At 38.3% G+C, this 26,443-nt stretch carries 22 protein-coding genes; 11 read left to right on the forward strand and 11 right to left on the reverse strand.

Features of this window, described 5'->3' with window-relative positions; genetic code table 11:
* Positions 1-6: 6 nt before the first annotated feature.
* Complete coding sequence (locus M2265_RS15180; protein ID WP_132771639.1) at positions 7-360, reverse strand: PadR family transcriptional regulator; 354 nt, start codon at positions 358-360, stop codon at positions 7-9.
* Between the two features lie 180 nt (positions 361-540).
* Between M2265_RS15180 and M2265_RS15185 the strand changes: the two genes are divergently transcribed.
* Entirely contained in the window at positions 541-924 is a 384-nt protein-coding gene (locus tag M2265_RS15185; protein ID WP_132771640.1) for a VanZ family protein, read from the forward strand.
* Between the two features lie 72 nt (positions 925-996).
* On the opposite strand, the gene M2265_RS15190 is transcribed toward M2265_RS15185, so the two are convergent.
* Together M2265_RS15190 and rlmN are read right to left on the reverse strand one after the other, a co-directional pair.
* Entirely contained in the window at positions 997-1,692 is a 696-nt protein-coding gene (locus tag M2265_RS15190) for a ComF family protein (RefSeq protein ID WP_132771641.1), read from the reverse strand.
* Positions 1,693-1,823: 131 nt separating this feature from the next.
* Positions 1,824-2,888: a 23S rRNA (adenine(2503)-C(2))-methyltransferase RlmN gene (gene rlmN, locus M2265_RS15195; RefSeq protein ID WP_021189386.1), complete on the reverse strand. Its 1,065-nt coding sequence runs from the start codon at positions 2,886-2,888 to the stop codon at positions 1,824-1,826.
* A gap of 322 nt (positions 2,889-3,210) precedes the next feature.
* Here rlmN and M2265_RS15200 point away from each other — a divergent pair, with 322 nt between their 5' ends.
* Complete coding sequence (locus M2265_RS15200; RefSeq protein WP_132771642.1) at positions 3,211-3,693, forward strand: GNAT family N-acetyltransferase; 483 nt, start codon at positions 3,211-3,213, stop codon at positions 3,691-3,693.
* A 58-nt stretch (positions 3,694-3,751) separates the two neighbouring features.
* Here the strand turns inward: M2265_RS15200 and M2265_RS15205 are convergent, their stop codons facing one another.
* The 4 genes from M2265_RS15205 to M2265_RS15220 all read right to left on the reverse strand — a co-directional run bounded on the left by M2265_RS15205 (position 3,752) and on the right by M2265_RS15220 (position 9,039).
* A complete protein-coding gene (locus tag M2265_RS15205) occupies positions 3,752-4,333 on the reverse strand; it encodes a tRNA-(ms[2]io[6]A)-hydroxylase (protein ID WP_021189384.1) in 582 nt (193 codons plus the stop codon).
* Positions 4,334-4,417: 84 nt separating this feature from the next.
* Positions 4,418-5,455, reverse strand: a complete 1,038-nt coding sequence (locus tag M2265_RS15210) for an LLM class flavin-dependent oxidoreductase (RefSeq protein ID WP_021189383.1) — start codon at positions 5,453-5,455, stop codon at positions 4,418-4,420.
* A gap of 298 nt (positions 5,456-5,753) precedes the next feature.
* A complete protein-coding gene (locus M2265_RS15215) occupies positions 5,754-6,452 on the reverse strand; it encodes an AcvB/VirJ family lysyl-phosphatidylglycerol hydrolase (protein WP_132771643.1) in 699 nt (232 codons plus the stop codon).
* Positions 6,445-9,039: a phosphatidylglycerol lysyltransferase domain-containing protein gene (locus M2265_RS15220; protein WP_132771644.1), complete on the reverse strand. Its 2,595-nt coding sequence runs from the start codon at positions 9,037-9,039 to the stop codon at positions 6,445-6,447. Before M2265_RS15220 ends, M2265_RS15215 begins: the two co-directional genes overlap by 8 nt.
* 281 nt (positions 9,040-9,320) lie before the next feature.
* Between M2265_RS15220 and M2265_RS15225 the strand changes: the two genes are divergently transcribed.
* Positions 9,321-10,559, forward strand: coding sequence for a glycosyltransferase (locus tag M2265_RS15225; protein ID WP_132771645.1), 1,239 nt, complete (start codon positions 9,321-9,323; stop codon positions 10,557-10,559).
* 2 nt (positions 10,560-10,561) lie between these two features.
* Here the strand turns inward: M2265_RS15225 and M2265_RS15230 are convergent, their stop codons facing one another.
* Complete coding sequence (locus tag M2265_RS15230) at positions 10,562-11,674, reverse strand: MBL fold metallo-hydrolase (RefSeq protein WP_207902474.1); 1,113 nt, start codon at positions 11,672-11,674, stop codon at positions 10,562-10,564.
* A 337-nt stretch (positions 11,675-12,011) separates the two neighbouring features.
* On the opposite strand from M2265_RS15230, the gene M2265_RS15235 reads away from it, so the two are divergent.
* From M2265_RS15235 to M2265_RS15260, 6 genes are all read left to right on the forward strand, one after another.
* Entirely contained in the window at positions 12,012-12,407 is a 396-nt protein-coding gene (locus tag M2265_RS15235) for a hypothetical protein (RefSeq protein ID WP_132771646.1), read from the forward strand.
* A 165-nt stretch (positions 12,408-12,572) separates the two neighbouring features.
* Positions 12,573-13,661, forward strand: a complete 1,089-nt coding sequence (locus tag M2265_RS15240) for an efflux RND transporter periplasmic adaptor subunit (protein WP_132771647.1) — start codon at positions 12,573-12,575, stop codon at positions 13,659-13,661.
* A 21-nt stretch (positions 13,662-13,682) separates the two neighbouring features.
* Complete coding sequence (locus M2265_RS15245) at positions 13,683-16,850, forward strand: efflux RND transporter permease subunit (RefSeq protein ID WP_132771648.1); 3,168 nt, start codon at positions 13,683-13,685, stop codon at positions 16,848-16,850.
* A complete protein-coding gene (locus M2265_RS15250; protein WP_132771649.1) occupies positions 16,843-18,288 on the forward strand; it encodes a TolC family protein in 1,446 nt (481 codons plus the stop codon). Before M2265_RS15245 ends, M2265_RS15250 begins: the two co-directional genes overlap by 8 nt.
* 240 nt (positions 18,289-18,528) lie before the next feature.
* The gene (locus tag M2265_RS15255; protein ID WP_132771650.1) at positions 18,529-20,253 is read left to right on the forward strand and encodes an amidohydrolase; all 1,725 of its coding nucleotides are present in this window, start codon (positions 18,529-18,531) and stop codon (positions 20,251-20,253) included.
* Between the two features lie 266 nt (positions 20,254-20,519).
* Positions 20,520-21,881: a Gfo/Idh/MocA family protein gene (locus M2265_RS15260; RefSeq protein WP_132771651.1), complete on the forward strand. Its 1,362-nt coding sequence runs from the start codon at positions 20,520-20,522 to the stop codon at positions 21,879-21,881.
* Between the two features lie 36 nt (positions 21,882-21,917).
* On the opposite strand, the gene M2265_RS15265 is transcribed toward M2265_RS15260, so the two are convergent.
* The 3 genes from M2265_RS15265 to M2265_RS15275 all read right to left on the reverse strand — a co-directional run bounded on the left by M2265_RS15265 (position 21,918) and on the right by M2265_RS15275 (position 24,086).
* Positions 21,918-22,547, reverse strand: coding sequence for a hypothetical protein (locus M2265_RS15265; protein WP_132771652.1), 630 nt, complete (start codon positions 22,545-22,547; stop codon positions 21,918-21,920).
* Between the two features lie 160 nt (positions 22,548-22,707).
* Positions 22,708-23,016: a hypothetical protein gene (locus M2265_RS15270; protein ID WP_132771653.1), complete on the reverse strand. Its 309-nt coding sequence runs from the start codon at positions 23,014-23,016 to the stop codon at positions 22,708-22,710.
* 35 nt (positions 23,017-23,051) lie between these two features.
* Complete coding sequence (locus M2265_RS15275; protein ID WP_132771654.1) at positions 23,052-24,086, reverse strand: hypothetical protein; 1,035 nt, start codon at positions 24,084-24,086, stop codon at positions 23,052-23,054.
* A gap of 363 nt (positions 24,087-24,449) precedes the next feature.
* Here M2265_RS15275 and M2265_RS15280 point away from each other — a divergent pair, with 363 nt between their 5' ends.
* Entirely contained in the window at positions 24,450-25,145 is a 696-nt protein-coding gene (locus tag M2265_RS15280) for a hypothetical protein (RefSeq protein WP_132771655.1), read from the forward strand.
* Positions 25,142-26,230, forward strand: coding sequence for a hypothetical protein (locus tag M2265_RS15285; RefSeq protein WP_132771656.1), 1,089 nt, complete (start codon positions 25,142-25,144; stop codon positions 26,228-26,230). Before M2265_RS15280 ends, M2265_RS15285 begins: the two co-directional genes overlap by 4 nt.
* Positions 26,231-26,443: the final 213 nt, after the last annotated feature.

A 26,443-nucleotide genomic window follows, 5' to 3' on the forward strand; every position in this document is an offset into this window, starting at 1 on the left:
TATAGGTTATATTGATTTGTCAATTGTATTAATTCTGTCCGCTAGAGATGTCTCCACTGCAAAAACCAGTTCTTTCCATGTAACATCCAATCGCTCAAGAACCTGTATTCCTTCTGCTGTGATTTCATAATATTTACGTGGAGGTCCAGAAGTTGATTCCTTCCATATATAACTCAGCAAACCGTTATTTTTAAGCCTAGTCAACAAAGGATATAAAGTTCCCTCTACAACCAAGAGCTGTGCTTTTTTCAGTTCGCTGATGATATCCGACGCATATATTTCCCCTCGGGAAATAATAGAAAGAATACAATATTCCAGTATTCCTTTCCGCATCTGTATTTGTGTATTTTCAGCTATCATAACAATACAAAGATATATGTTTTATTATGTACTATGCAATACATAGTACTATATAAATTTCAAAAATAAAATTAAAACGCTGTAAATCAGATAAATAATTTTTATATACGTCTAAATACATTATTTCACTTTTCTTATATTTATCACTATTTTAGCACGAAAATTGATTATAAGGAGTGCATGATAAGATTATTATTAGATTATAAGTGGGTAATGCTTTGGGCTGTAGTGGTTATAGCACTGTGTTGTATGCCAGGACAAAGTTTTGAGAAAGTTCCTTCCTATCCGGGGATGGATAAGCTCGTTCACGCAGGTATGTTTTTCGTATTTTGTACGTTAATTTATAATGGTGTATTGGTTCAGTTCAAAGGTCGCCCTACAAAATGGCTTCCCGTTATTGTTGTAAGTATTTTAGGTATCCTTTTCGCCTTACTGACTGAAGCATTGCAATTGTATATATTCACCTATAGATCTGGTGATTGGTGGGATCTCTTCGCAGATAGTGTAGGCATTGGTATGTCGGGTTTTGCTTACTTGCTTTTTTACGTGAGACGTAAAAAGTAACAGATCAAATATTTAACATTCTAGATCAAATACTGCTTAGAACTTAACGGCGAAGTAGTTGTCTGAGATATGCTAAGCTCGGGCTAAGGTCAGTACAGAAATGCGACAACCCGCCGCAACAAGTTTTTCCGCGGCGGCGGTTAATGTAGCTCCTGTGGTCAATACATCATCTACCAAGAGCACATGTTTATCTGCTAGCATAGTTTCATCTGGGCAAAAAAACACATCTTGAACGTTGTCATATCGTTCCAATCTTGATTTTTTGGTTTGACTTGCCCCTTCACCAACTCGCGTTAATCCATGTTCCAAAACGGGTTTTGACAATGCAATACCAAGGCCTTTTGCTAAATAAAAGGATTGATTATAGCCCCTTTTCTTCAACTTCTTTTTATGCAAAGGAACGGGCACAATGACATCAATATCCTGAAAAGTGTGACTGTTAGACAGCGTCTCACCATATTTCCTTCCAAGGAAATATGCAAGTTGAGGTTGATTGGCATATTTGATTTGATAAAGTATTCGCTCTACCCGCGAGTCCTGCTGCAACAGAAATAGAGCCGAAGCATGCTCAAATGGAAATTTCCCCCACAATTGGCGCGCAACTTGATTATTAAGATCTAAATGAAAATCTGTGATCGGTAAATGAAATAGACAAGAAGTACAGATATACCTTTCTTGACTAACTAAAACATGGCCACAGCCTGCACAAATTTTTGGGAAAAATAAGGCTAAAAAGTCTGATAAATAAAGAAATAATTGGTTTCTCATTTTTGATTATGCCTATACTAACTTAAGTAAATTTGTTCTATTTACAATTAAAATTATAAATAAAACAAATTTATCACAGTCTCTATCATCAATAATATTATTGAGAAGAGGTATAGTATAATCCCTTATTGTTAAGCCTCTTGAGCTTCTTTATCTTTAATTGCTAACTGACCACAAGCGGCGTCAATATCTTTACCACGGCTTCTACGCACATTCGTAATAATACCTTGATTTTTCAGATAATTAGCAAATACCTCAATCTTATCGGCATCGGCATTGACAAAACTTGCTAAAGAAATAGGATTGTATTCAATAATATTAACCTTACAAGGAACATTTTTACAAAATCTTGCTAACTCTTTAGCATCCTCCAGCTCATCATTAAAATTATCAAAAACGATGTATTCAAAGGTTATTGGACTTTTTGTCTTCGCATAAAAATACTTCAATGCATCTGCTAATGCTTCTAATGTATTTTGCTCATTGATGGGCATAATCTCATTACGCTTTTTATCATTTGCGGCATGTAAAGACAATGCTAAATTAAATCGGACTTCGTCATCCCCTAATTTTTTAATCATTTTAGCAATACCAGCGGTAGATACTGTGATCCGTTTTGCCGCCATATTCAAACCATCTGGCGAGGTAATACGCTCTACCGACTTCATCATATTCGCATAGTTCAAGAGTGGTTCACCCATCCCCATATAAACAATGTTGGTCAATGGTTGCTGATATTTCTCTTCGGCTTGTTTTGCGATCAAAACAACTTGATCATAAATTTCATCTGCATTCAGATTACGTTTACGATCCATATAACCCGTGGCACAAAATTTACAGGTCAAACTACATCCAACTTGAGAGCTCACACAAGCAGTCATACGTTCTGGAGCAGGGATCAATACACCCTCAATCACATTTCCATCATACAAAGTAAAACTACTTTTGATCGTTCTATCAGAACTGACCTGTGATTGTTTGACTTTAACAGCACGAATAACAAAATTCTCTTTTAGCTTTTCCCTTAAAGGTTTACTTAGGTTGCTCATCAAATCAAAATCCACACAGGATTTTGCCCAAATCCATTCGTAAATTTGCTTTGCACGGAACCCTTGCTCACCCATTTCAGTAAGCTTCTCTTTAATCTGATCTATCGACAGACTACGAATATCAATTATTTTACTTTTCTCAGTCACAGCGCAAAGGTAAGGTTATTTCTATAAAAAACTTATTTTTATAATGTCATAAAAATCAGAACTCGCTGAATTATAAATTATTACTTGTTATCAACGGGATACAAATGTTAACGGAGCCAACATCGTTCTTGACCAACTTTAAAAAAAATCTTCTTAACTAAATGAAAAACAAGTTTATAATGTGTGCATACGAGATTTAGATCACAGATAAAATATACATTCCCGCTCGAATGGATGCAAAACTTTTCCTAGTTTTGAATCATCAGTTTTGATCAACTTCAAAAGAAGTATTAGAATATAATACCTTAAGCTCACGCTACAGATGGAAATACAGAAACTAGAACACAAGCATTATCCCGATGTTGCCCGCATTTACCAGCAGGCAATCGATGCAGGAAACATCACTTTAGCGACAAAAACTAGTTCTTGGAAAGATTGGGATAAAGATCATCTCGAAAATATGCGCTTTGTTGCCATTGAGAACAATACTATAATCGGTTGGGTAGCATTATCTCCTGTACTACAGCGAACAGGCTACCATGGTGTAACCGAATTAAGTATTTATATCGATCAGGGTCATCAAGGCAAAGGAATTGGCAAAGTATTGATGCAGCATATTATTGACACTTCTGAAAACGCGGGCATATGGACGATCATGTCCTTTATTTTTCCTGAAAATGATAAAAGTATCTTGTTGCACAAAAAATTCGGATTTAAATTATTAGGCACGCAGCAAAAAGCGGCCCAGCTAAAGGGAATTTGGATGGACAACTGCATTTTAGAGCGGCGGTCAGCACTAATATAAACTTAGAGCCCCATTTTTATTAGAAAAATGGGGCTCTTGCACAATAGATTACTATTTATTATCCATGTATGGCTTCTTTCGTTCCATACGATTGGATCAAATTTCCTTCAAATTCCAACCATTCTTTCCAACGCTTATCAACATCGACATCCGTTGAGAATTGACGTGCGAAATTAAGAAACGTTGTATAGTGATTAGCCTCAGAAACCATTAGATCATGATAAAACTTCGCTAATTCCTCATCCTTTATATTTTGAGACAATACTCTAAAGCGTTCACAGCTTCGAGCTTCAATCATGGCTGCAAATAACAAACGATCTATAAAAGCCATGTTACGGGAACCGTCCTTTTTATTGAATTTCATCAGTTGTCCCACGTAATCATCTTTACGTTCTTTACCCAATGTATAGCCTCTTTCTTTAATAATATCAATGACCATTTGGAAATGTTGCATTTCTTCAATAGCAATCGCTGTCAATTCATGTACCAATTCTTCATGTTCCGAATTGTACATAATTAATGAAATAGCATTTGAAGCTGCTTTTTGCTCGCACCAAGCATGATCAGTCAGAATCTCTTCTAAATTTCCTTCTGCAATATTTGCCCACCTTGGATCCGTTAACAATTTCAATCCTAACATTTTGTCCTCTCTATTTTTAAAACACAAAGTTAAGCATATCTCTCCGATATAAAAATGTTGAATACTACTTTAACCAAGGTCTTATTATCCCTTATTAAGAGCAGCTCTAACCTGAGGAGCGATCTTTGTTCCAAAAACCTCAATTGCTTTCATCATATCAAGATGATTTGGTGCACCAACATCCATATGTGCAGAAAAGCGCGTCAATCCTAAAGATTCCTGTATTTTTAAGATTTTATCTACAGCATAGTCCGCGTCTCCAATAATTAAATGACCATGTGATGAACGTCCAAAGTCATATTGAGTCCGTTGGTATGGTGGCCATCCACGATCGCCGCCTATGCGGTTCATTTGTGCTGCATAAATAGGATAGTAAGCATCGGCAACTTGTTGTGAATGATCACCAAAAAGAGCATGCATATGTACACCTACCTGAAAATTAGCCATATCATGACCGTTATCGGCATAAGCTTGTTGGTACATTTCTACCAGTGGCTTAAAAGCTTCGTACGTTCCTCCAATAATAGCAAACATAACGGGTAAACCTAATTTCCCAGCGCGAATAACAGATGAAGTTGTACCTCCTACCGCAACCCAAATTGGTAATTTAGGTTGAACAGGTCTTGGAAAGATCTGTTGATTTACTAATGTGGGACGAAATTTACCCGTCCAATTAATCGTATCCTGATTATTTAGTTTGACCAATAGGTCCAATTTTTCTTCAAATAATGCTCCATAATCATTTAAATTATAACCAAACAAAGGGAATGATTCAATAAATGATCCTCTACCTGCCATAATCTCCGCACGTCCATTTGATAAAACATCAACTGTCGCGAAGTCTTGAAAAAGTTTAACAGGATCTGCAGAACTTAACACGGAAACTGCACTCCCTAATTTTATATTTTTAGTAACAGAAGCGGCTGCCGCTAATATAATTTCTGGAGCTGAAACAGCATAGTCCGGACGGTGATGCTCACCCATTCCAAAAAAATCCAGCCCTACTTCATCCATCAATTTTATTTGTTCAATAATCTGATGTAACTTTTCCTGTGAAGATTGTATTTGCCCTGTTTTGGGATCAATATGCAAATCGCCAAACATTCCTATTCCTAATTCCATATTATTCTTTTTTAAGATTAAACAAACTTATCAATTTTCTATCTCTTAAAAATTGATCTACAACAAGAAAAAACTAGAAAATACTTTTTTGAAAACATGATGACAGTACAGCCATCAAACTAAAAGAAAATGAGCGTACATGTTCAACAATCTACTACAAATGAATCCAGAAGCTAACTGAATAATACTACTATGCCTTTAAAGAAGATGGCAGAACAATCTTTGTGAATCCATTTCAGCGACAACACATAAAAAAGTGAATAAGCATAACCATTTTATAAGTCATTTTTTAGACAGATTACTTTAATGCAAAATGCTTTACTGTTGCTTTTACGACATCTGCCACATGACCATCAAAATGATGATTCCCTTTCATATAAATAGTTTCTAAATTTTTTAACCGAATATTCTTAATCGGGAAACTCACTCCATCTTCACCAAGCAAAATAGCCGTTCTAACATTGACCATTTTATTGATCTCGGCAACAACATCCATACTTCTTTTAACCTCACTCCTCCCAAACAGGTCTGAAACATGGATCTCCAAATCTGTAGAAGTTGATGGTTCCAGAAGTGCCACAGCCTGCAATCGCTCCTTCCATTCTGCGGTTAATTTATTAACCAAAAAAGGAATAACATCCGCACCAAAGGAATATCCGACAAAATAAACGAGGTGATTCTTTTTACCTACCAATAATTTTTCAAGATTGCTGCTTAGTTCCTTCGCAATCTGATCTGCGGATTTCTTATCCCAAAAAAAGCTCTTCGAGTTTACAGCTCCAACTGTATATCCCTGTTTCCCCAAGAGCTCGCAGTAACTCGTTGAAAAACTATTAAGACCACCATCACCACTTAGATAAAGGACAATAGGGCTATTCGCATTATTGTTCCAAATCTTAAGCGGGATATCTTTCTGCTGCCCCATTACTGTTAATTTTAACAAAAACAAGAGGATAAATAACCCGAACTTATTGCGTACCATCTGTATCCTATTCATTATCTGGCTTCATTACTTTAGACAAAGCTTGAGGCAACTGTAATAGGTCAAAATCATTGCCAAAAATTAAATACTTATTTTCCCAGATCGTCGCATACTTTTCTTTAAAATCTCTCAAACTCTGATAGTGTTTAAAAGAGCCCACTTTGTCGGCTGCAAATTTCATAATCTGCTCTGCAGGGTTATCTGGAGATTCAATACCGCTCATCGGTACCATTCCCAGATTGATATATTTAGCACCTTTTTTCCGGGCATAATCAACCAGATTTATAATTAGAGCATCCATACATCCTCCGGGAGCATGCTCCACTTTACGGATAAGATCATACGTACACTCCCCTTCAGTAAAATCTGGTATAATATTCAAAAAGGCGACAATCTTATTTTGATCATCTTTTACCGCTATAACATCTTGTTCAGCAATTGTTGCTGCCTCAAACTGTCCTTGCGAAAAGATCATTTCTTTCTTATCGAACACCATAAGCCATTCATCAGAAACAGCCTTCAGTTCAGCTACAATCGCATCCGACTGCGGGGCGGTTAGCAAAACAGTCGCATACCCTTTTTTTTCTAAGCTATTTAAAGAGTTTCGAAGCGATTTTCTATTCTTACCTTCTAAAGAAAATGATGCAACATCCATCAAGGCCTCCTGCCCTATAATGATCTTCCGTTTTCGAAGCTCCAGAAAATAAGGCAAGCTGTTTTCATCAACGCGGTAATACACGGACTTTAACCCCAAAGAGGTACAATAAAGTTCGAACTCTGCAATTACTTCATCTTTATCGTCAAATGCACATACAGGTTCATCTAAAACAATCGCGAAAGCCTGACTGATACGGTAAGAGACAAAACCATCTGTCCGCTCAGAAAAATACAATTGTTTATCTGGAGCAATTTTGAAATAATCCATCGGCGACCCTCCATACAATTTGAGTAAACGCTTCGCCTTATCCAGTACGTTCTGCTCATGATCTTCTTCATGAATAATCCTAGGACACAAGAAAGTATAGATCAACAACATCCATGAAAACAGACCCAGAAAGTGTGTAATATTCAAAAACTCCTGACCAAAAGTTGTTAACGGGTTGAGTTCGTCATTAAATAACAAAAAACTCTGCATGGTATGATATATAGACTGCTGCCAGGTAAAATCAACGCCAAAATGCTTTTTGTCAATCACATAAAAACAGACAAACCCAAACAAACACACCCCTGTCAAGGCAATGAAAAAGGTCGCAAAACCGATACGCATCCAATTTTTATTGGTTTTAATCCGGTACTGCTTTTGGTTCGTAACCAGTAAAACAATAATAAACAAGGACACCAATGCTTCTTCATAATCTAGTGCCTTACCAATATGTCCTAGTAAGGATAGAAAAGAAAATATGAGAGCAATCCAAAAAGCCGATCTGTAGCCCTTAATCAGATAAGCGGCACTCACCATCAACCCAAGTCCTAAAACCAATACCATCAACTTAGATGCATGCATCGCTTCGATAGGAAGGTAATATTTTTCAAGCCGCATCCGTTCCACCAATGGCGGGGTTGCTACCGAGATGAGGTTGATGATCCCTAAAAAGAAAATAGCAATGGCGGGTAAAATTCGTGCAATGATCTGCCTTCCACGCCAGATAAAAGAAAAAACTCCAAAAATTAAGGGCAACCAAAATTCAAATGACCGATAGATAATTGTCAGCCCTAAGCCTTCTTCTTTACTATAACCATAAGAAGTAAAGATATATAACATCGTAAATTCTACAGCACCTAAACCTCTCAAAAAGGGAGAAACCATCATCAGAACGACTGTAATGGTATAGGCCACAGCTGCAGCTTCAAACGAAACATGTGTCTGCAGCGCATACATGCTAATAAATGCATGGGCAATACCACAGAACTCAATAGCGACAGAAACCAGAATGGTCATCCATAGATATCCTTTGTGAATATGTGCCGAAAACAGCTCATGAATATTACCGATCAGCTTCGGAAATTTAATCTCCAGCCATCTATACAATCCATTTTTTACTCTAATCGACCAGAAAAACAGAAAGGATAAACCGAGTAACAAACCAAGTACGACCAAAGATATCCAGGCATTATCAAAGTTTTTATGATCAAAAACAGTATACAGAATAATAGGGACACCAATAATAAAAACAGTCAGTAACCCGACATACCCATATATGGCGCCTGATTGATGAATTTTGGTCGAGTTAAGTTGTTTCTTTCGTAACTGCGAAGTGGTATAGGCCAATGAACTGACCCCTCCGGCCGGAAGGAATACACTCAGTAGATTCCTTTTTAAAAAGAGTTCAACCGCATCCCATAGATTCAGTTTCAATCCGATAGATCGGAAACTAAAAATATACATCACTCCTTGTAACAAAATATATAATAAAGTGATTCCAAACCCAACTATTAACCAATTAAAATCTGCTGAAGCCAGCTGGGGACCTATGGAGGCTATTTCTTTACGTTCGCTTCTAAAAAAAACAAAGGCCAACAATACAATAAAAATAGCCAATAGCTCCTTCCAGTACGTTTTTGGAGACAGCTTTTGGATACCACTTAGCAATGATTTCTTCATATGAGTATGCTATTTTATCTATGATAAATATAACGAGTATTTACCCTCTTTAAATAAATAAATTGTGACCATTGTTTTAAACGTAGATAAATTTATCTCCATATGACAACAGATAGCCTGATAACGGCAAGAATCACATTGTAGAAAAAATATATTCAACACCATCCTTTTATTATCCTTTTGAGCTAAGTTTCTTTTTGTAAATAATATTACAAGATGAAAAATAAGCAATTGAAAATATAATGAATAGAGTATTGTGCTTTTTGCGTAAATTTCCATCGATGGAAAAACAAGAAATACTTTTTATAGGTTTAGTCTGGCCGGAACCAAGTTCTTCTGCGGCTGGATTTCGTATGGTACAGCTACTAAAAAGTTTTCAAAAAAATGATAACACCATCACCTTTGCAAGTGCCGCATCTAAATCTCCATATAGTGCAGATCTAGTCGCTATGGGTATTAATGAAGTGGAGATCAAACTCAATGATGCTAGCTTCAATGATTTCGTTCGAGATCTTAAACCTCATATTGTTGTTTTTGATCGCTTTATGACCGAGGAGCAATACAGCTGGCGAGTAGCACAAGAGTGTCCAGATGCTGTCAGAATACTCGATACCGAAGATTTACACTTCTTAAGACACGCCCGCCAGTCCAATGCTAAAAATGGCGAACAGTTTGATCAAACCTTATTGTATTCCGATATTGCGAAAAGGGAAGTTGCCGCAATCTTACGCTCGGATATCTCGCTCATTATCTCCGAACTTGAGATGCAATTATTGACGAATCAGTTTGCGATCAATCCATCCATCCTCTATTACCTCCCCTTTTTGGAAGAAGAAATTGATGAAGCATGTATAGCAAGCTGGAAGACTTATGAAAACCGTGCTGACTTTATGTTTATCGGCAACTTTATACATGAGCCGAATTGGAACACCGTACAGTATTTAAAAACCGAAATTTGGCCCTTGCTCAGGAAGCAGCTTCCTAAAGTAAATCTGAATATCTACGGTGCCTATCCAAGTCAAAAGGTACTTCAACTTAACAATCCTAAGGAACGATTCTTTGTTCATGGAAGAGCAGACCATGCCCAAGATACCATGTCCAGACACCGTGTCCTATTAGCTCCTATTCAATTTGGTGCCGGTGTTAAAGGTAAATTTATAGATGCTATGCAAACAGGAACCCCCTCCGTTACAACAACTATTGGAGCTGAAGCAATGTCGGGAGACCTGCCATGGAACGGGTTTATCGCAAATGAACCGCAACTATTTGTTGAAAAAGCAATCGAACTTTATAACAATAAAACAATCTGGCTAGAAGCACAGCAAAGCGGTATCACCATCATTAATCAGCGCTATTCACGCACGAGGTTTGAAGACGATTTTCTAATGACCATCCGTTTCATCAAAGCACAGCTTCAGGCCCATCGACAACAGAATTTTATGGGACAGCTGCTGCTCCACCATTCTTTATTAAGCACGAAATACTTATCCTTGTGGATAGCTGAAAAGAATAAGAAATAAGCTTATTTAAGCCCTTCCCACCATTTATCATATCGTTTATCTAGCTGTTGCAAATAAACAATCTCTCCCATTTTGGGTGTTAACACAGGAATTTCTGCCTCTTCCGCATACTTACTGACCAGAGAAAGCGGTTCCTTCCAGTCGTGCAGTGCCAATGCAAACTTGCCAGAATGTACTGGTAGAAAATGTTTAGCCTGAAGATCAACAACCTCCTTTAAAAGTTCGTCGGGCATGGAATGGATATAACGCCATGTTTCATTATACTGACCATTTTCCAGGATCGCCAAATCAAAAGGGCCATATTTATCGCCAATAGTCTTAAAATGTTTCCCATAGCCGCTGTCTCCACCTAAAAACAGCTTATACTTTTCTGTCTGTAAAACAAATGATGTCCAAAGTGTTGTATTACGCTTAAACTTTCTTCCTGAAAAATGACGTGCAGGTGTGGCAACTATCTTAAACTCCTTTTCAAAAGATGTCTCATCATACCAGTCCAATTCCGTAACCTGATTTTCAGCAAATCCCCATCGCTCGAAATGGGCGCCAACGCCAAGACCACAGATCACATTTTTGATTTTAGAACGTAACTGTATCATGGTTTTATAGTCCAGATGATCATAATGATCATGGCTAATTAACAAAAGATCAATCGGCGGAAAATCATCAGCCTGATAAACATAAGATAGATTGAAAGGCTTATTGCTCCCTGGAACAGGAGAAGCATTATCCGAAAAGACGGGGTCTACAACAATGATCTTACCGTCAATCTTCAGGAGATAAGAAGAGTGTCCAAACCAGATAAGCAAATCTGCATCGGGTAAATTTTTAAGATCCTGCTTCATAACCGGAAGTGGCATCTTAGGGCTTCGAATAGCACGATCTTTAAATAAAAAAGCATACATCGCTCCGACAAAGCTCTCGCCCTCTTTCAATGATGGCGTATGTTCCAAATTTTGAAACTGCGAATCCCTAAAATTCGGAGACTTCATAACACGTTCCAGACGTGTTCCGGTGATTTTTCCTCCAAAAAGAGGCCTCATTAAATAAACATTACCCATTACAATTAATATAATTACACTAGCAAGAACTATCTTTAAACGTTTACCGATCTTCATTTCAACCAAACTTAGATAAATTTGTATTATTTACTGTTATTATTGAATGACACGATACAAATTCATTTACTGGAAACTTCCTTATTTGAAGCCATGATCGTGATCCACTTATAAATCCAGCTACCACGATCTAGAATGATGATAAAGCGGAAATATAGAATCTGAAATTCAATCTTTGACTTGATATCATGAATAAAATCCCACAGCATATTAAACGGATAACCCTACATTATACTTTATCTCGAAATCATAAGATTATTTTTTTACAAAAAGCTGACAGTTAAAAAGTGTTAATATGGTGTAACATGTCGTTCTTGATACTACTTTTACCGCAAATATGAGAGCGCTGTATTTACTGGTCCTGATCTTCAATTTATTCCTCTTACAGGGAGATGGAATTGTTTTGACCAACAGTCATTTTCATACTAGCACAGGGTCTGCTTCTTCCTTCCTAGGCAAGTCTCCTGAAACAAAAATAAAAAGTTCAAATATCCATTCCATCTTCAGTAAAGCGTTAAATGAACGCACATATGAAATGACAGAAGATGATGTCGAGGATGAACTTGTTTTTGAATCGCATACGATTACTGTTTTCAAAAACATTGCTTTGCTCAGTTATGCACTGGCACTGATTTTTGTTCTTAAAAATTTAAAGAACCTCCTATCGGTTTTTAAGACACAGCATTTTACTTCTACAAACAAATACATTTTACAGCGCGTCCTTCGCCTGTGATATCTCCCATTCTTCAGCATTAAAAAAATAGCTTAAATAGGCATGATAGCATGGTATATTTTCCAATCGCTATCTGTACTGTTGTTTAGCATTGTGTTCTGAAGAGCCTCTTCCGTCCTGGAATATTACCCAATTTATTACAATATATTAATAACTATTTCATCCATGAAAAGAATTAGCACAGGCATGCTTATAGGTCTGTATGCCTTATTGGTCCTAACAAGCTGTTCCCAAAAAAAAGAAGAAAAGATTGAGAACGTCCAGTATCAAGTAACCAATCCAATATTAATTGATACCACCCTCTCTAAAAACTATGTCTCCCAGATTCAATCGATCCGTAATATCGAGATCCGAGGTCTTGAAAAAGGATACTTACAACAGATTTATGTCGATGAAGGCCAGACTGTACAAGCGGGTCAGCTTTTATTTAAAATAATGCCTAAATTCTACGAAGCTGAGTATCTCAAAACGCAGGCACAAGTTAAAGCGGAAGAAATAGAACTTGAAAATACGAAAGCATTAGCAGATAAGAACATCGTTTCTAAAAATGAATTGGCGTTGGCACAAGCGAAAGTTGATCAGGCCAAAGCAGAAATGTCATTGGCAAAACTTCATGTAACGGCAACCGAGATTCGGGCTCCTTTCGCAGGAACCATCAACCGGATTCCCTTGAAGCTTGGTAGTTTGGTCGACGAAGGTGAACTTCTTACCAGTTTATCCGACAACAGTCAGGTGTATGCTTATTTTAATGTATCGGAATCTGAATACCTCGACTACCAGACGAATACGGAAAATAGAGCCAACAATGAAGTGAATTTACTTCTTGCAAACAATCAGTTACTGAAATACAAAGGAAAAGTAGAAACCATAGAGAGCGAATTTAATAATGAAACAGGAAGTATTGCTTTTAGGGCACGCTTTCCAAATCCAGATAAACTTCTTAGAAACGGCGAGACAGGGCGTGTACAAATGCTTGTACCGCTGAAACATGCCTTGATAATCCCACAAAAAGCTACTTATGAGATTCAGGATAAAACCTATGTCTTTGTCATTGACAAAAATGGAGTTGTTAAATCTCGAAACATCACCATTAGCAATGACCTTCCTGATCTATATGTTATCTCTTCGGGACTGGCGCCCACAGATAAAATATTGATCGATGGCGTTCAGAAGGTTAAAGATGACGATAAGATAAAATTCGAATTTGTAGCGCCGCAGGAGGTTATGTCCCATTTGCAAATACACGCTCAATAATTCACCTCTAAAAAATTAACGATGTTTAATAAATTCATTCATAGACCAGTTCTGTCCATCGTCATTTCCTTGATTATTGTGTTTCTTGGAATATTGTCGATGCTCAAACTGCCCATCACGCAATTTCCGTCCATCTCTCCACCTAAAGTAAACATAACGGCGGAGTATCCCGGAGCAAATGGCGAGCTGATGGTAAAATCGGTATTGATCCCCCTAGAGCGTGCGATCAATGGTGTACCCGGCATGAAATACATTACCTCAGATGCAGGTAATGACGGAGAGGCTTCTATTCAGGTTATTTTCAACCTGGGAACAGATCCCAATCTCGCTGCGGTCAATGTACAAAATAGAGTTTCCTCTGTTATCAATAAATTACCGCCTTTAGTCGTTCGAGAAGGTGTAAAAATAACCCGTGAAGAGTCTAACATGCTCGTCTACGTCAATTTATTCAGTAAGGATCCCAAAGCCGATCAAAACTTCCTCTTCAACTACGGTGATATCAATATCCTGTCCGAGCTGAAACGGATTGATGGTGTAGGAGTTGCCGACATTCTAGGTAACAGAGAATATGCCATGCGTATCTGGTTAAAACCAGATCGTATGCTGGCTTACAAAATATCTGCTGATGAAGTACTAAAAGCACTTGATGAACAAAGTTTGGAAGCTTCTCCTGGTAAAACGGGCGAAAGCTCTGGAAAGAGATCACAAGCATTTGAATATGTACTTAAATATCCAGGTCGATTCAATACCAAAGAGGGTTATGAAAACATCATCCTGAAATCAAATCCTAGCGGTGAAGTACTGCGTGTAAAAGATGTTGCTGATGTCGAATTTGGAAGCTCGATGTATGATATCTATTCTACGCTAAATGGTAGACCTTCCGCAGCAATTGTTATTAAACAGTCTTATGGAAGTAATGCGAGTGATGTTATTAAAAACATAAAAAGCAAATTAGCAGAAATCAAAGAAACGAGCTTTCCAAAAGGCATGGATTACGAGATCAGTTATGATGTTTCCAAATTTCTGGATGCATCAATTGAAAAGGTCATCCATACCCTTCTTGAGGCCTTCGTCCTCGTTGGTATTGTGGTATTTCTCTTTTTAGGAGATTGGAGATCTACCCTTATTCCTGCCATGGCAGTTCCAGTTTCTTTGATCGGCACATTTGCGTTTATGTCCATGTTTGGAATTACCCTCAATCTCATTACCCTATTTGCACTGGTCATGGCTATTGGGGTTGTGGTTGATGATGCCATTGTCGTCATTGAGGCTGTACACGCCAAGATGGAGGAAAAAAATCTGTCACCTCTCAAAGCGACGGAAGAAGCGATGCATGAGATAAGCGGGGCTATCGTAGCCATCACACTGGTTATGGCGGCAGTATTTATTCCAGTAGCATTCATGTCAGGACCTGTTGGTATCTTTTACAAGCAGTTCTCCATTACCATGGCCACAGCCATTATTTTATCTGGTGTGGTTGCGCTAACACTTACACCTGCACTTTGTGCCATGATCCTAAAAAATGAACATGGACACCCAAAGAAAAAAACGCCATTAAATAGGTTCTTGACAAGCTTCAATAATCTTTTCACAAAAGGAGCTAATCGTTACCAAGATCTACTTCGTAAGATTGTTAATAAAAGACTGGTCACATTCGTACTCTTGGCAGCATTTTGTTCTGCGATCTTCTTTTTAAACAATAGCCTACCTTCTGGTTTCATTCCAAATGAAGATCAAGGCATGTTTTATGCCATTATTCAAACTCCTCCAGGGTCTACCCTAGAACGTACCAATGAAATTGCCGAAAAACTTCAGGCAATAGGTATGGGAATTGAAGGTGTAAAATCGATTTCTTCTCTGGCGGGTTATGAAATTCTAACTGAAGGTACTGGAGCTAATACTGGAACCTGTCTGATCAACTTAAAGAGTTGGGAAGACCGTAAAAACTCTGTTCAGGACGTGATGCACGAACTCGAAGAAAAGTCAAAAGATATTACCGGAGCTACGATTGAATTTTTTGGACCTCCGGCAGTACCCGGATACGGTGCCGCAGGTGGATTTGAATTGCGCCTTTTGGATAAAGCAGGTTCTGGTGACTTCAAAAAAATGGAAACTGTAAGTAAAGATCTTGTAAAAGAATTGAGTAAACGCCCCGAACTGGCATCTGTCTTTACCTTTTACAGCGCTAGTTTCCCTCAGTTTATGTTGCATATCGACAACGAAAAAGCCGAACAAAAAGGAGTTACGATCGACAATGCGATGAGTACACTATCCACATTGGTAGGAAGTAATTACGAAACCAGTTTTATCAAATATGATCGGCAGTATAAGGTCATGGTACAGGCATTGCCGCAATATCGCGCACAGCCGGATGATATCCTGAAACTGTATGTGAAAAATAATCGGGATGAGATGGTTCCATATGCGGCATTTATGACATTGGAAAAAGTATATGGTCTTTCCGAAATTACAAGACACAACATGTACAACTCTTCAGAGATCAGCGGTTCTGCAGCCCCTGGATATAGCAGTGGTGAGGCGATTAAGGCTGTTACTGAAGTAGCCAAAGCATCCCTTCCAAGAGGATACGGTATCGAATGGGCAGGGATTTCAAAAGATGAAGTTTCCCGCGGAAACGAAGCGGTCTATATCTTTCTGATCTGTCTTACTTTCGTTTACATGATCTTAGCAGCGCAGTACGAAAGCTTTGTCTTGCCACTTGCAGTTGTACTTTCTTTACCTGCAGGTATTTTTGGCGCATACTTCTTACTGAAAGTATTAGGTCTTGAAAACAACATTTATGCGCAGGTAGCCATGGTTATGCTCATTGGTTTACTCGGTAAGAATGCGGTACTGATCATTGAATTTGCGGTACAAAAGCACAATGCCGGCAGCTCGGTTCTTGCTGCTGCAATCGAGGGAGCTGGGGTGCGATTCCGTCCGATCTTGATGACATCCTTTGCATTTATTGCGGGTCTTATTCCGCTGGTATTTGCTACAGGACCTGGAGCTATTGGAAATAAAACCATAGGAAGTGCTGCCGCCGGCGGTATGCTCATAGGAACCGTATTTGGTCTACTCATCATACCCGGACTATACTATATTTTCGGAAAAATTGCGTCGAAAAGTAAATTAACGTCTTACGAAGACGAGAATCCATTATCAGAAGAAATCGATCACAATGTATAATATTAAGATAAGAAAGTGGATCGGAATAGCCGTTATGTGCTTTATAGTCGCAAGCTGTAAAGTACCCGCTATTCCAATTGTAAAAGAGAACAAGGTACTTCCTGTAGCGTTTAATGACTCGACAGCTTCATCTCAAGACAGTTCAAACATGATTGTTACGCCATGGCGTGACTTCTTTTCAGATCATTACCTGAGCAGTCTGATTGATACAGCTTTGAAAAACAATCAGGAGCTTATGATCACTTTGCAAGAGATAGAAATTGCGAAGAGCGAAGTTCGGTTTAAACAGGGACAATTACTTCCTACTGTTGAAGCGAGAATCGGAAGCGGTGTCGAAAAAGTTGGACGCTATACAAGTCAGGGTGCAGGGGATGCGAGTACTGATATCGCACCCGGAAAGAAATTCCCTGATCCGCTCATGAATTATGAAGCTGCTCTTACCGGAAGCTGGGAAATAGACATCTGGGGTAAATTGCATGATCAAAAAAAGGCCGCTATAGCCCGCTACCTCTCCACGATGGAAGGGAAAAACTTTGTTTTGACAAATTTAGTTGCTGAAGTGGCCAACAGCTACTACGAGTTACTTGCTTTAGATAACCAACTCGACGTCGTACAAGAAACTATCAAGCTCCAAAAAAGTGCATTAGAGGTTATCCAAGCACAAAAAGAGGCCGCAAGATCAACCGAACTTGCGGTTCAGAAATTCAAAGCTGAAATGCTCAATTCGCAAAGCTTAGCGTACGAGATTAAGCAGGATATTCAGGAAACTGAAAATAGGGTTAATCTTTTATTGGGACGATTTGCGCAAAAGATCCCACGGGATAAGAACAGCTTTCTAACGATGATATCACCTGCAGTTCATAGTGGTATTCCTTCCCAGTTATTAGCCAATAGAGCAGATATCAGAAAAGCAGAATTGGATCTAGCGGCTGCAAAATTGGATGTTAAAGTTGCCCGTGCAGAATTCTATCCCTCTTTTAACATTTCTGCAACTTTAGGTTTAGAGGCCTTCAAACCCTCCTATTTTGTAAAAATGCCCGAGTCTATGTTATATTCTCTTGCTGGAGAGCTTGCCATGCCTTTGATCAATAAAAATGGTATTAAAGCTGAATTTAGCAAGGCCAGTGCATTGCAGTTACAAGCGATGTACAACTATCAGCAAACGATATTAAGTGCTTATGCTGAGGTTTCAAACCATCTTTCCAAGATCAGCAATCTGCAAAAAAGCTATGATCTTAAATCACAGCAGGTAGAAGCTTTAACAAAATCAAATGATATCTCTAATGATTTGTTTAAATCTGCCCGGGTTGATTATTTCGAAGTACTGATGACCCAGAGAGATGCATTAGAAGCAAAGTTAGAGCTGATTAAAACAAAAAAAGATCAGTTGAATACTGTCGCAAATACCTATCGTGACCTTGGCGGGGGTTGGAAATAAGATGAATATTTAAGGTAAAAAGCATACATTAAGGGGCTTACAGTTAATCTGTAGGCCCCTTTGCTTTATAGTTTTTTATCATGAAATTAAGAGCCTCTTCTCTTCTCCAACTGTACCTCTGTTTTATTGTGCTTCAGCCATAATTTTTAAAACTTTAAAAGCAAAAAACAGTTTATAGTAGAAACTATTGATTAAATTCAATAAAGGTTTAGAAAAAGTTAATTTACTAATACCAACGCTATGTGGAAGAAATACAATATAAGTTTCATCTTGCTTGCTTTAATCATTACAAGTTGTAAAAGCACTAAGAATGATGCGGACATCCTCTATTACGGAGGTCCCATCTTAACGATGGAAGACGGTAATCCTCAAGTGGAAGCACTTGCTATTAAGGATGGGAAAATTCTTTTTGCAGGTACGAAGAAAGAAGCCATGAATTATGCTGGTTCTAAAACCGCTGAAGTAGACTTAGAAAACAAAACGTTAATGCCCGGATTTATTGATGCACATAGTCATGTTACTTCGCGAGCAGGCATGTCTCAGGCTGTTGACCTTTCTCCAACTCCTTACGGTACTGTAAACAGTATTGCAGAACTGCAGACCACACTAAAGGATTATATCAAAAAACATCAGCTGGATCCAACTACTCCAGTGATGGGGAATGGATATGACGACGCGATTATTAGTGAGCATAGACATCCGACACGTGCTGAACTGGATGCTGTAAGTACAACAAATCCCATAATCGTGATTCACACTTCAGGTCATGCCAGCGTTATCAATACGGCTATGTTCAAGTTACTACAGATTCCTGAAGATGCTAAAGATCCGCAGGGAGGACATTACGGACGCGATCCAAAAACCCATCGTCTAAATGGGAAATTGGAAGAAAATGCCAGTTTCACGGCACTAATAAAGTTAACCTCACTTTTACCAAAACCGACCGAAACAGATGGTTTATCACAGTCCCTTAAAGATTTTTTAGCGGCACAGGATGAATGGTTTAGTTATGGACAAACCACGATTTGTGATGGCCGAACTATGGGTGTAGGACTTACCCTACTTCGAGAAGCAGCTGCCAAGAAGCTAATAAAGGCAGATATCGTTTATTTTCCTGATTTTGAAGCCAACAAAAAGGAGTGGGAATCATTTTTACCACATTACATGAAATATGAAAATAACCTCAAATTTGGAGGTTTCAAATTTTCGGATGACGGCTCTCCACAAGGAAAAACAGCTTGGTTGACACAACCCTACTTAGTTCCTCCTGAAGGACAAAACAAAGATTATAAAGGCTTCCCAATTTTTACGGATGAAGTTCTTTATGAAGATTTAAAAACGATTTTCTCAAAAAACATCACCGCTCAGCTACATGTGAACGGCGATGCCGCTATTGATCAGGCACTGCGTATAATAGGAAAATTAAAAGAAGAAGGTATTTATAAACCAGAAATCCGTGCCACACTCATTCATGTGCAAAATAGCAGACCTGACCATATTGCCAAAATTAAAGAAGTGGGTGTCATACCTTCATACTTCTCTGGGCATGTTTACTTATGGGGTGATTGGCACTACAGCAGTGTCTTCGGGCCTGAAAGAGCTGCTTTTATAAGTCCTGCAAACGCTGCAAAAAATGCTGGTATCACATTTACCATACACCATGATGCTCCTGTAACGCCACCGGATCTGATAACAGGTGTATATTCTGCTGTCAATAGAATAACACGCTCGGGTATGGTCCTGGGTGCAGATCAACGTATACCGGTTATCGATGCGCTAAAAGCGATCACCATCAATGCCGCTTATCAATACCAAGAAGAGGATATAAAGGGTTCATTAAAAGCAGGAAAACTTGCAGATCTTGTTATATTAAATAAAGATCCTTTGACCATTGATCCGAAAGAATTACGCTCTGTTCAGGTCTTAGAAACAATCAAGGAAGGTAAGACGGTTTATAAAAGATAAACATTAATTAAGGATCTGTATAAAAAAGCTAAAGAGAATATGTAAGGTAAAAAATCTCTTTAGCTTTTATCTTACATAACCTAAAACTCCAATGTTTTATCTCCATACTCATTTTAAAAATGACGTTAAATATCCAACGCGAACTATAATCGTAAACGGAACCCGCAACTATAAAACCTACCAGTAAATTTATTGCGAAATAATAATAAAATAAACATTTTGATAAGTTCTTTGTTTTCTCTTAATAAACCCTAAACCAACAAATTATGCCTAATTTCAACCTGAACCGTAGAAAATTTATTCAAGGTGCTACTGCTGTTTTAACTTTATCTGCTCTACAAGCAAAAGGGGTTTCCTCTGCAAGTACACTTAAAAATATGCGGGTCGGATTGATTGGAGCAGGTTGGTACGGTAAAAGCGATCTATTTAGACTCATGCAGGTACGCGATATTGATGTTGTAGCAATCTGTGATGTGGACAGCAAACATCTGGAAGAAGCTGGAAAATTGATCAGTGAACGCCAAATATCCAGAAAAGTACCAAAACTTTACAAAGATTACAGAGCAATGCTCGACGCACATAAACTGGATCTGGTACTCATCGGAACTCCCGATCACTGGCATGCGCAACAAGCAATCGACACCATACGTTCAGGGGCACATCTTTATCTCCAAAAACCCATTAGCATTGATGTTCTTGAAGGCGAAGCTATACTGAGCACAGCAAGAAAACACAATAAAAAAGTACAGGTAGGTACACAGAGAAGAAGTACAGCCCACCTTATAGATGCTAAAAAAAGCATCATAGATCAAGGACTGCTTGGTAAAATATCACATGTCGAGATGTGCTGTTATTATCATATGCGTAAAAATGGAAATCCTGCAGTAGAACCTGTTCCTGACTTTCTGGATTATGAAATGTGGACAGGCCCGGCTCCATTGCGTCCTTATGATGGTTTACCACATGGTGGCTGGTGGCGCACTTTCATGGAGTATGGTAATGGTATTACCGGCGATATGGGTATGCATATGTTCGACACTGTTCGTTGGCTTTTAGGACTTAAATGGCCGGAAAAGATTACTTCAACAGGCGGGATATTTGTACAAAAAGGCGGAAAATCCAATATCGCAGATACACAGACTGCTATATTTGAATATCCTGACTTAAACTGCGTTTGGCAGATGCGGTCCTGGGGAACTCCTGCAGATCCAGAATACCCTTGGGCATTTGTTATCTATGGAGAAAAAGGTACTTTAAAAGGCAGTGTCATGAAATATGAGTTTATTCCGGTTGGTAAAGGAGAGCGCATTGCTATGGATGTGGTTTATGAGAAAGAAAAATTTCCAGCAGATCTCAATGAACCCAGAATCGAACTGCACACCGCTCCTGCTACCCGTCAACATATGCTGAATCTTTTATCTGCGATTGAAAATGACCATCTCCCTATTGCTGATATTGAAGAAGGACATATCTCAACGGCAAGTTGTATTCTCGCCAATCTATCCATGTTATTAAACAGACCATTGGTCTACGACCCTATTAAAAAAATATGCATTGATGATCCTGAAGCAACCAAATTATTAAGAAGACCTTATCGGGCACCTTGGAAATATCCATTTTTGGGATAATTACAGGAATTTAATCACTGGAGGTCTATAGAATCCTTAATTTGCTATATTTTTATTCATTGCTTTTATTAACTTTTCCTTCATTAAAAGTTCATACTCATATGAGGACTGTATGTCGACAGTATACATTAAAAGATCGTCATACAGATTTTTATACTTTTCTTTGGAATAAGCTATTTTGAATGTTTCAATGGTCGCCGGAGGAACAAGTTTTACCAGCTCATTCCCAAGAACTGCACCTGCCATCATTGCGCTCCCCACTAATAATCTATCTCCTAATGGTGTTTCTTGCTCATCAATCGCAATCTGATTGCCATATACATTCTTTCCAGTATTATTTACTGTGTTTGTATACTTTGGATCAGCGATTACGTCAACAGCCGATTGTGCTATATGCCTAAAAACGGGAACATTTTTCTTTTTGTCAAATTTAATTTTTAAGGACTTAAGGGACTCTGGCTTAATTGCATTGATCCCTTTATCAGTCATTATCTCCACCTGATCGGGTGTAGCTTTTTGCAAAATACCTTTGATAGTTCCATCACATGTCTTAGCTATAACTTTATAAACTGAAATCTCCCGCTCTCCAACTAGCTTAGCATTTTGTGCTCTTACTGAGAGTACGGAGAAAAAAAATAGACTTATAAGTACTAAATATTTTTTCATTCGATAAATATAAGCTTATTTAATATGATGGCGATATTTATTTGGTCACTGTATAATCCTATAATAGCCTTTAAAATTAAATCCCTGATAACAATCAAATATAAGTTTGGCAACTTACGCTATTTTTTGCCAAACTTATAACAAAATCCCGCTCACAAGACTATTCAATTAAATAATTCCAACTTCCATGAATATCTTTTATCTCCCAAGATTCAACTTTCGTTTTGTAATTATTAAAATGAGTGGTATCCCATTTGGTGATGTGATATCCCCTGCAGAGCTTACAATAATAAGCTCTCTTGCAAGCATATTTTCCCATCCGATGTTTGATACGCTTACCGTCCGTCTTGTTTCTAATCCGTGATTTGAATTTAAATTGGAGCATTGCCCCCTGTGCTTCGATCATTGATGGAAATCCAACTTTTCCAGTTGCACGGCATTTCCATCTTCTCCCCTTTAATGTTTCCATAATCCGTTATTTTAAAACGTTTATATTTCAGTAAATTATTCCTTTTCAATAGGCACCTGAAGCATGACCCAGCCCTTGATACGTCTAGCAATTTTTGCTGATACCTCAAAATCGACCTTCCCTTCGAAAGCAACTTTCAGTACAATCCGAAGCCTTCCCCCTTTTAAGAGATTGCAAGATTGAATCATATCGGCAGCTACTGCATGATAGCGGCCTATCTTCTGTACAAATCCATTTGTGTCACGTACCACTTCATTTAAGCTCCGTTGCTCACAGGCTATAGGCTCACCCATATCCGTCTTTAGGTAAAGCTGTACGATCGGCGTATTATTATTGTTTTCAAATGCAAATAGGCCCAGTTCGGAATACATAATTTTTTGAGTGAGAAATCTGTTGTTGAGTAAAAATTCCTCCTGCTCTGGATCGATTGATTTTACCCGAGAAAGATCTATTTCTTCCGTTAGATCCGTTTCCTTTTCAGCCCCCTCTGCCACAGTAATTTCTTCGGCCTCATTTTCAATCGATGACATGCTTTGTAACTGTTCATTTAGAATTGAAATCTTTAGATCCCGATGTAGTACCATCCGCTCTAATTCAAGAATAGAGCACCTCCTTTTATGATCGAGAGCAACAAAAAAACAGCTTGTATACAAGATATTCAAGAACAGGACCCCGCCAAAAATCACCAATAGCGGAAGCCAGAGCCACTCATCCTTCGGTATAGCCACAGGTCTAATCACCCCAAATAAAAATAGTGTAGGCAGTAAACAGCAAGTGAAAAGTTGGGTAGCAAAACGTTTTTGTGGATTCAGTAACCAGTTCTGCTTTCTATCAAGTACGATGATCAATGCCCGGATATAAAAGAAAGCTAGGAATACGATCAATACATAAAACAGATAGCTCACAACGACCGAGGTGTTTTCAAGCCAGGCAGCAGCAGCTCCAAGGTAACCCAGATACCAGCATACACCGCCAAAGGCAAAAGAAGCAATACATAACCAAATAAAATCTGGATAATGCACGTCTACTTCCGTACCCTTGGGATACATGATCAATTGGCTACTTTTCATAATTAATAGTTTTAATCGCACACTGCCCCATAGCTGCTAAATTATTAAACAGCTATGATATCAGTGTATTATGAAATTTCTTGTCAGTAAGAATTTTTCGTTATCTAAATTTAGCCAATATTTCGATAAGCAGTATACTTAATTAGGAAAACGTAGCAAACCTATTTGTCAGAAAGTGGCAATAAGTATCTTAAATCAAAAAAATAACTCCCTTCGCTGTTGTAATTCCGGTCCTTATTGGGAAAAGAAGACTCTTAATGTAAAAAATATGCTCTTATTGAAATATATATAACATTTAAACATAATAGCTGTGTTTATGGGTAATTTTAATTCACAATAAACAAATGATATAAATCGCTGCTTATGAGAATAATAAACAAAAATTTCAGCTTGTTCAGTCGCAATTATATACTTATTACACTAGCAGTCTTAGTCACATTGTATGGACTATTTTTAGCATCAACATTCTATTTACAGGTTTACAGTATTGGCATCCTTGTTTTGCTGATTCCTTGTTTGGAGATTCGCAATCATCAGGTCGTGATGCAGCTTTTCTTTATTTTTTTTATCTGCATGATGATCAGCAGTATTTCAGTTTTTGATCGTCTGCCCTATAAGTTGCTATTGGTTTCACAGCCCTTTTGGATCGCTTTAAAATATGGAATAGCCGTAGCTTTAGGTCTATGCAGCCTTGCATATTTCTTATTTTATAAAAACACAAACCTGATCAAGATCTGCTGTATTCAATTTCCGATCATGATTATTGCCTGCACCTGGTATATACGTATGATCCTGATCTTGAATAACTGTCAACATATACCAAATGCAAAATCGGTACATATTCCGGCAGTCGTGATCCAAAAATGCCCAGCCTGTTGTGATATCCATGAACTATGGTTTTCATTCCATCTTGAAGGTAAAGATCATCATGTTTCTATGGATGTCAATCCCAGGTTGCATGAGCGCAGCAAAGAAGGTGATACACTTATATTGCAGGTGCACCCAGGCGCATATGGCTGGCCCTGGTACCATAAAGATATCAAAAGGAGGTATAAATGATCGTAAGTCTACAGTCCCTTACACTACAGGTAGAAACCCTCGGACGTCTAAACGCGAAGGAAATACCATCTCGGTTATATTCCATTTCAGTAGCTTGTTCCGATAATTTTTCTGAGTCCTTGCACGCCTATCGTCAGGCGGGTAGCGTCGATACCGCCCGTCAGGCGGTACGCTTATACCACACGCAATTACTTCGTCTGCACCAGAAACTCAATGGCTTCTGTTTGGATCGAAATATAGAAGATCGCAGTGCTTTATCAGCACTAGAAGAACTGCTCGAGCGGATTGAATTTCTGTTTAAAAACGATATAGATCCCAGTACAGCGCTTCCGAGTCATTATCGCAACAAGATCAGGACATATGTCGAGAACCATATCCACAGCATATTTGACAGATTAGCAAACAAGCAGATCCCTCAGGTATACCTGGACGAAATCCTTTCCGCGATTAACAGCCTTTTTGAAGAAGGTAAAATCCCTTATATCCAATATCGGCACCAAGATTATATCATCCAGTTTGTGGATGCACTGCACCAACTGGCCAAAGACGACCGCAGCAATAAAAACTGGCAATTTCGCTTTTTGGTATTGATGATCAACTTCAATTTTAACCATATGGGATTTTTCAACCGCTGGAAAGAAATGTATATGGACGATCCATCCTTTATGGAAGGACTATTACGCTTTCCCAAACATTTCTCCTGTATTCGGGGCTTTGCTTACAATAACAATAGCACCAGTTTACTCAAACTGATGTGCGAATATGTACAAACAGAAACCAGCCGGACAAACAATTTAGCTTCAGATCAAACTGAACAATACCTCCATAGCAACTTAAATGGCAAAGAGCTTACGCTCTGGATGGATCTCTGTGTCAAAGCCGGGATTACGCAATCTTCAGAAAAAAAAGAAGTGGCTTATGAATTCTCTAAATTGATCAAAACCAAGGATGGAAAATTACTTTCAATACATAGCCTAACTAAAAGTGATAAAACTGCAGAATATGAAGCTGCCGCAAACATTGATCAAATATTAATGGTCATGCGGAAAGAATTACATAAAAAATTTCCTGATTTACGCAGTTAAATACAAAAAAAATGAAAAAAGTAGGGGTATACCCCCATTACCCCTACGATTCTTGCCAAATATTATTGAAAAAAGTAGCCTAATTGATCCAGATGCCCGAAATCATCAAGCAGGCAAAATTGTCCAAATTCCTATCCACTACCCCCCAACCCATTCAAAAGCCCTTTAAAGCGTACATCACCTTATAAAAACAAGCTTTCACTACCCCTACGG

The sequence above is a fragment of the Sphingobacterium kitahiroshimense genome (assembly GCF_025961315.1).
Taxonomy (GTDB): domain Bacteria; phylum Bacteroidota; class Bacteroidia; order Sphingobacteriales; family Sphingobacteriaceae; genus Sphingobacterium; species Sphingobacterium anhuiense.

Excerpts from the sequence above, each read along its gene's own strand:
- M2265_RS15285 (WP_132771656.1), top strand. The coding sequence starts at position 25,142 with ATGATCGTAAGTCTACAGTCCCTTACACTACAGGTAGAAACCCTCGGA.
- M2265_RS15210 (WP_021189383.1), bottom strand. The coding sequence starts at position 5,455 with ATGGAATTAGGAATAGGAATGTTTGGCGATTTGCATATTGATCCCAAA.
- M2265_RS15235 (WP_132771646.1), top strand. The coding sequence starts at position 12,012 with ATGAGAGCGCTGTATTTACTGGTCCTGATCTTCAATTTATTCCTCTTA.
- M2265_RS15240 (WP_132771647.1), top strand. The coding sequence starts at position 12,573 with ATGAAAAGAATTAGCACAGGCATGCTTATAGGTCTGTATGCCTTATTG.
- M2265_RS15275 (WP_132771654.1), bottom strand. The coding sequence starts at position 24,086 with ATGAAAAGTAGCCAATTGATCATGTATCCCAAGGGTACGGAAGTAGAC.
- M2265_RS15280 (WP_132771655.1), top strand. The coding sequence starts at position 24,450 with ATGAGAATAATAAACAAAAATTTCAGCTTGTTCAGTCGCAATTATATA.
- M2265_RS15190 (WP_132771641.1), bottom strand. The coding sequence starts at position 1,692 with ATGAGAAACCAATTATTTCTTTATTTATCAGACTTTTTAGCCTTATTT.
- M2265_RS15200 (WP_132771642.1), top strand. The coding sequence starts at position 3,211 with ATGGAAATACAGAAACTAGAACACAAGCATTATCCCGATGTTGCCCGC.
- M2265_RS15205 (WP_021189384.1), bottom strand. The coding sequence starts at position 4,333 with ATGTTAGGATTGAAATTGTTAACGGATCCAAGGTGGGCAAATATTGCA.
- M2265_RS15230 (WP_207902474.1), bottom strand. The coding sequence starts at position 11,674 with ATGAAGATCGGTAAACGTTTAAAGATAGTTCTTGCTAGTGTAATTATA.
- M2265_RS15185 (WP_132771640.1), top strand. The coding sequence starts at position 541 with ATGATAAGATTATTATTAGATTATAAGTGGGTAATGCTTTGGGCTGTA.
- M2265_RS15220 (WP_132771644.1), bottom strand. The coding sequence starts at position 9,039 with ATGAAGAAATCATTGCTAAGTGGTATCCAAAAGCTGTCTCCAAAAACG.
- M2265_RS15215 (WP_132771643.1), bottom strand. The coding sequence starts at position 6,452 with ATGAATAGGATACAGATGGTACGCAATAAGTTCGGGTTATTTATCCTC.
- M2265_RS15255 (WP_132771650.1), top strand. The coding sequence starts at position 18,529 with ATGTGGAAGAAATACAATATAAGTTTCATCTTGCTTGCTTTAATCATT.
- M2265_RS15180 (WP_132771639.1), bottom strand. The coding sequence starts at position 360 with ATGATAGCTGAAAATACACAAATACAGATGCGGAAAGGAATACTGGAA.
- M2265_RS15250 (WP_132771649.1), top strand. The coding sequence starts at position 16,843 with ATGTATAATATTAAGATAAGAAAGTGGATCGGAATAGCCGTTATGTGC.
- M2265_RS15260 (WP_132771651.1), top strand. The coding sequence starts at position 20,520 with ATGCCTAATTTCAACCTGAACCGTAGAAAATTTATTCAAGGTGCTACT.
- M2265_RS15270 (WP_132771653.1), bottom strand. The coding sequence starts at position 23,016 with ATGGAAACATTAAAGGGGAGAAGATGGAAATGCCGTGCAACTGGAAAA.
- M2265_RS15245 (WP_132771648.1), top strand. The coding sequence starts at position 13,683 with ATGTTTAATAAATTCATTCATAGACCAGTTCTGTCCATCGTCATTTCC.
- M2265_RS15265 (WP_132771652.1), bottom strand. The coding sequence starts at position 22,547 with ATGAAAAAATATTTAGTACTTATAAGTCTATTTTTTTTCTCCGTACTC.
- M2265_RS15225 (WP_132771645.1), top strand. The coding sequence starts at position 9,321 with ATGGAAAAACAAGAAATACTTTTTATAGGTTTAGTCTGGCCGGAACCA.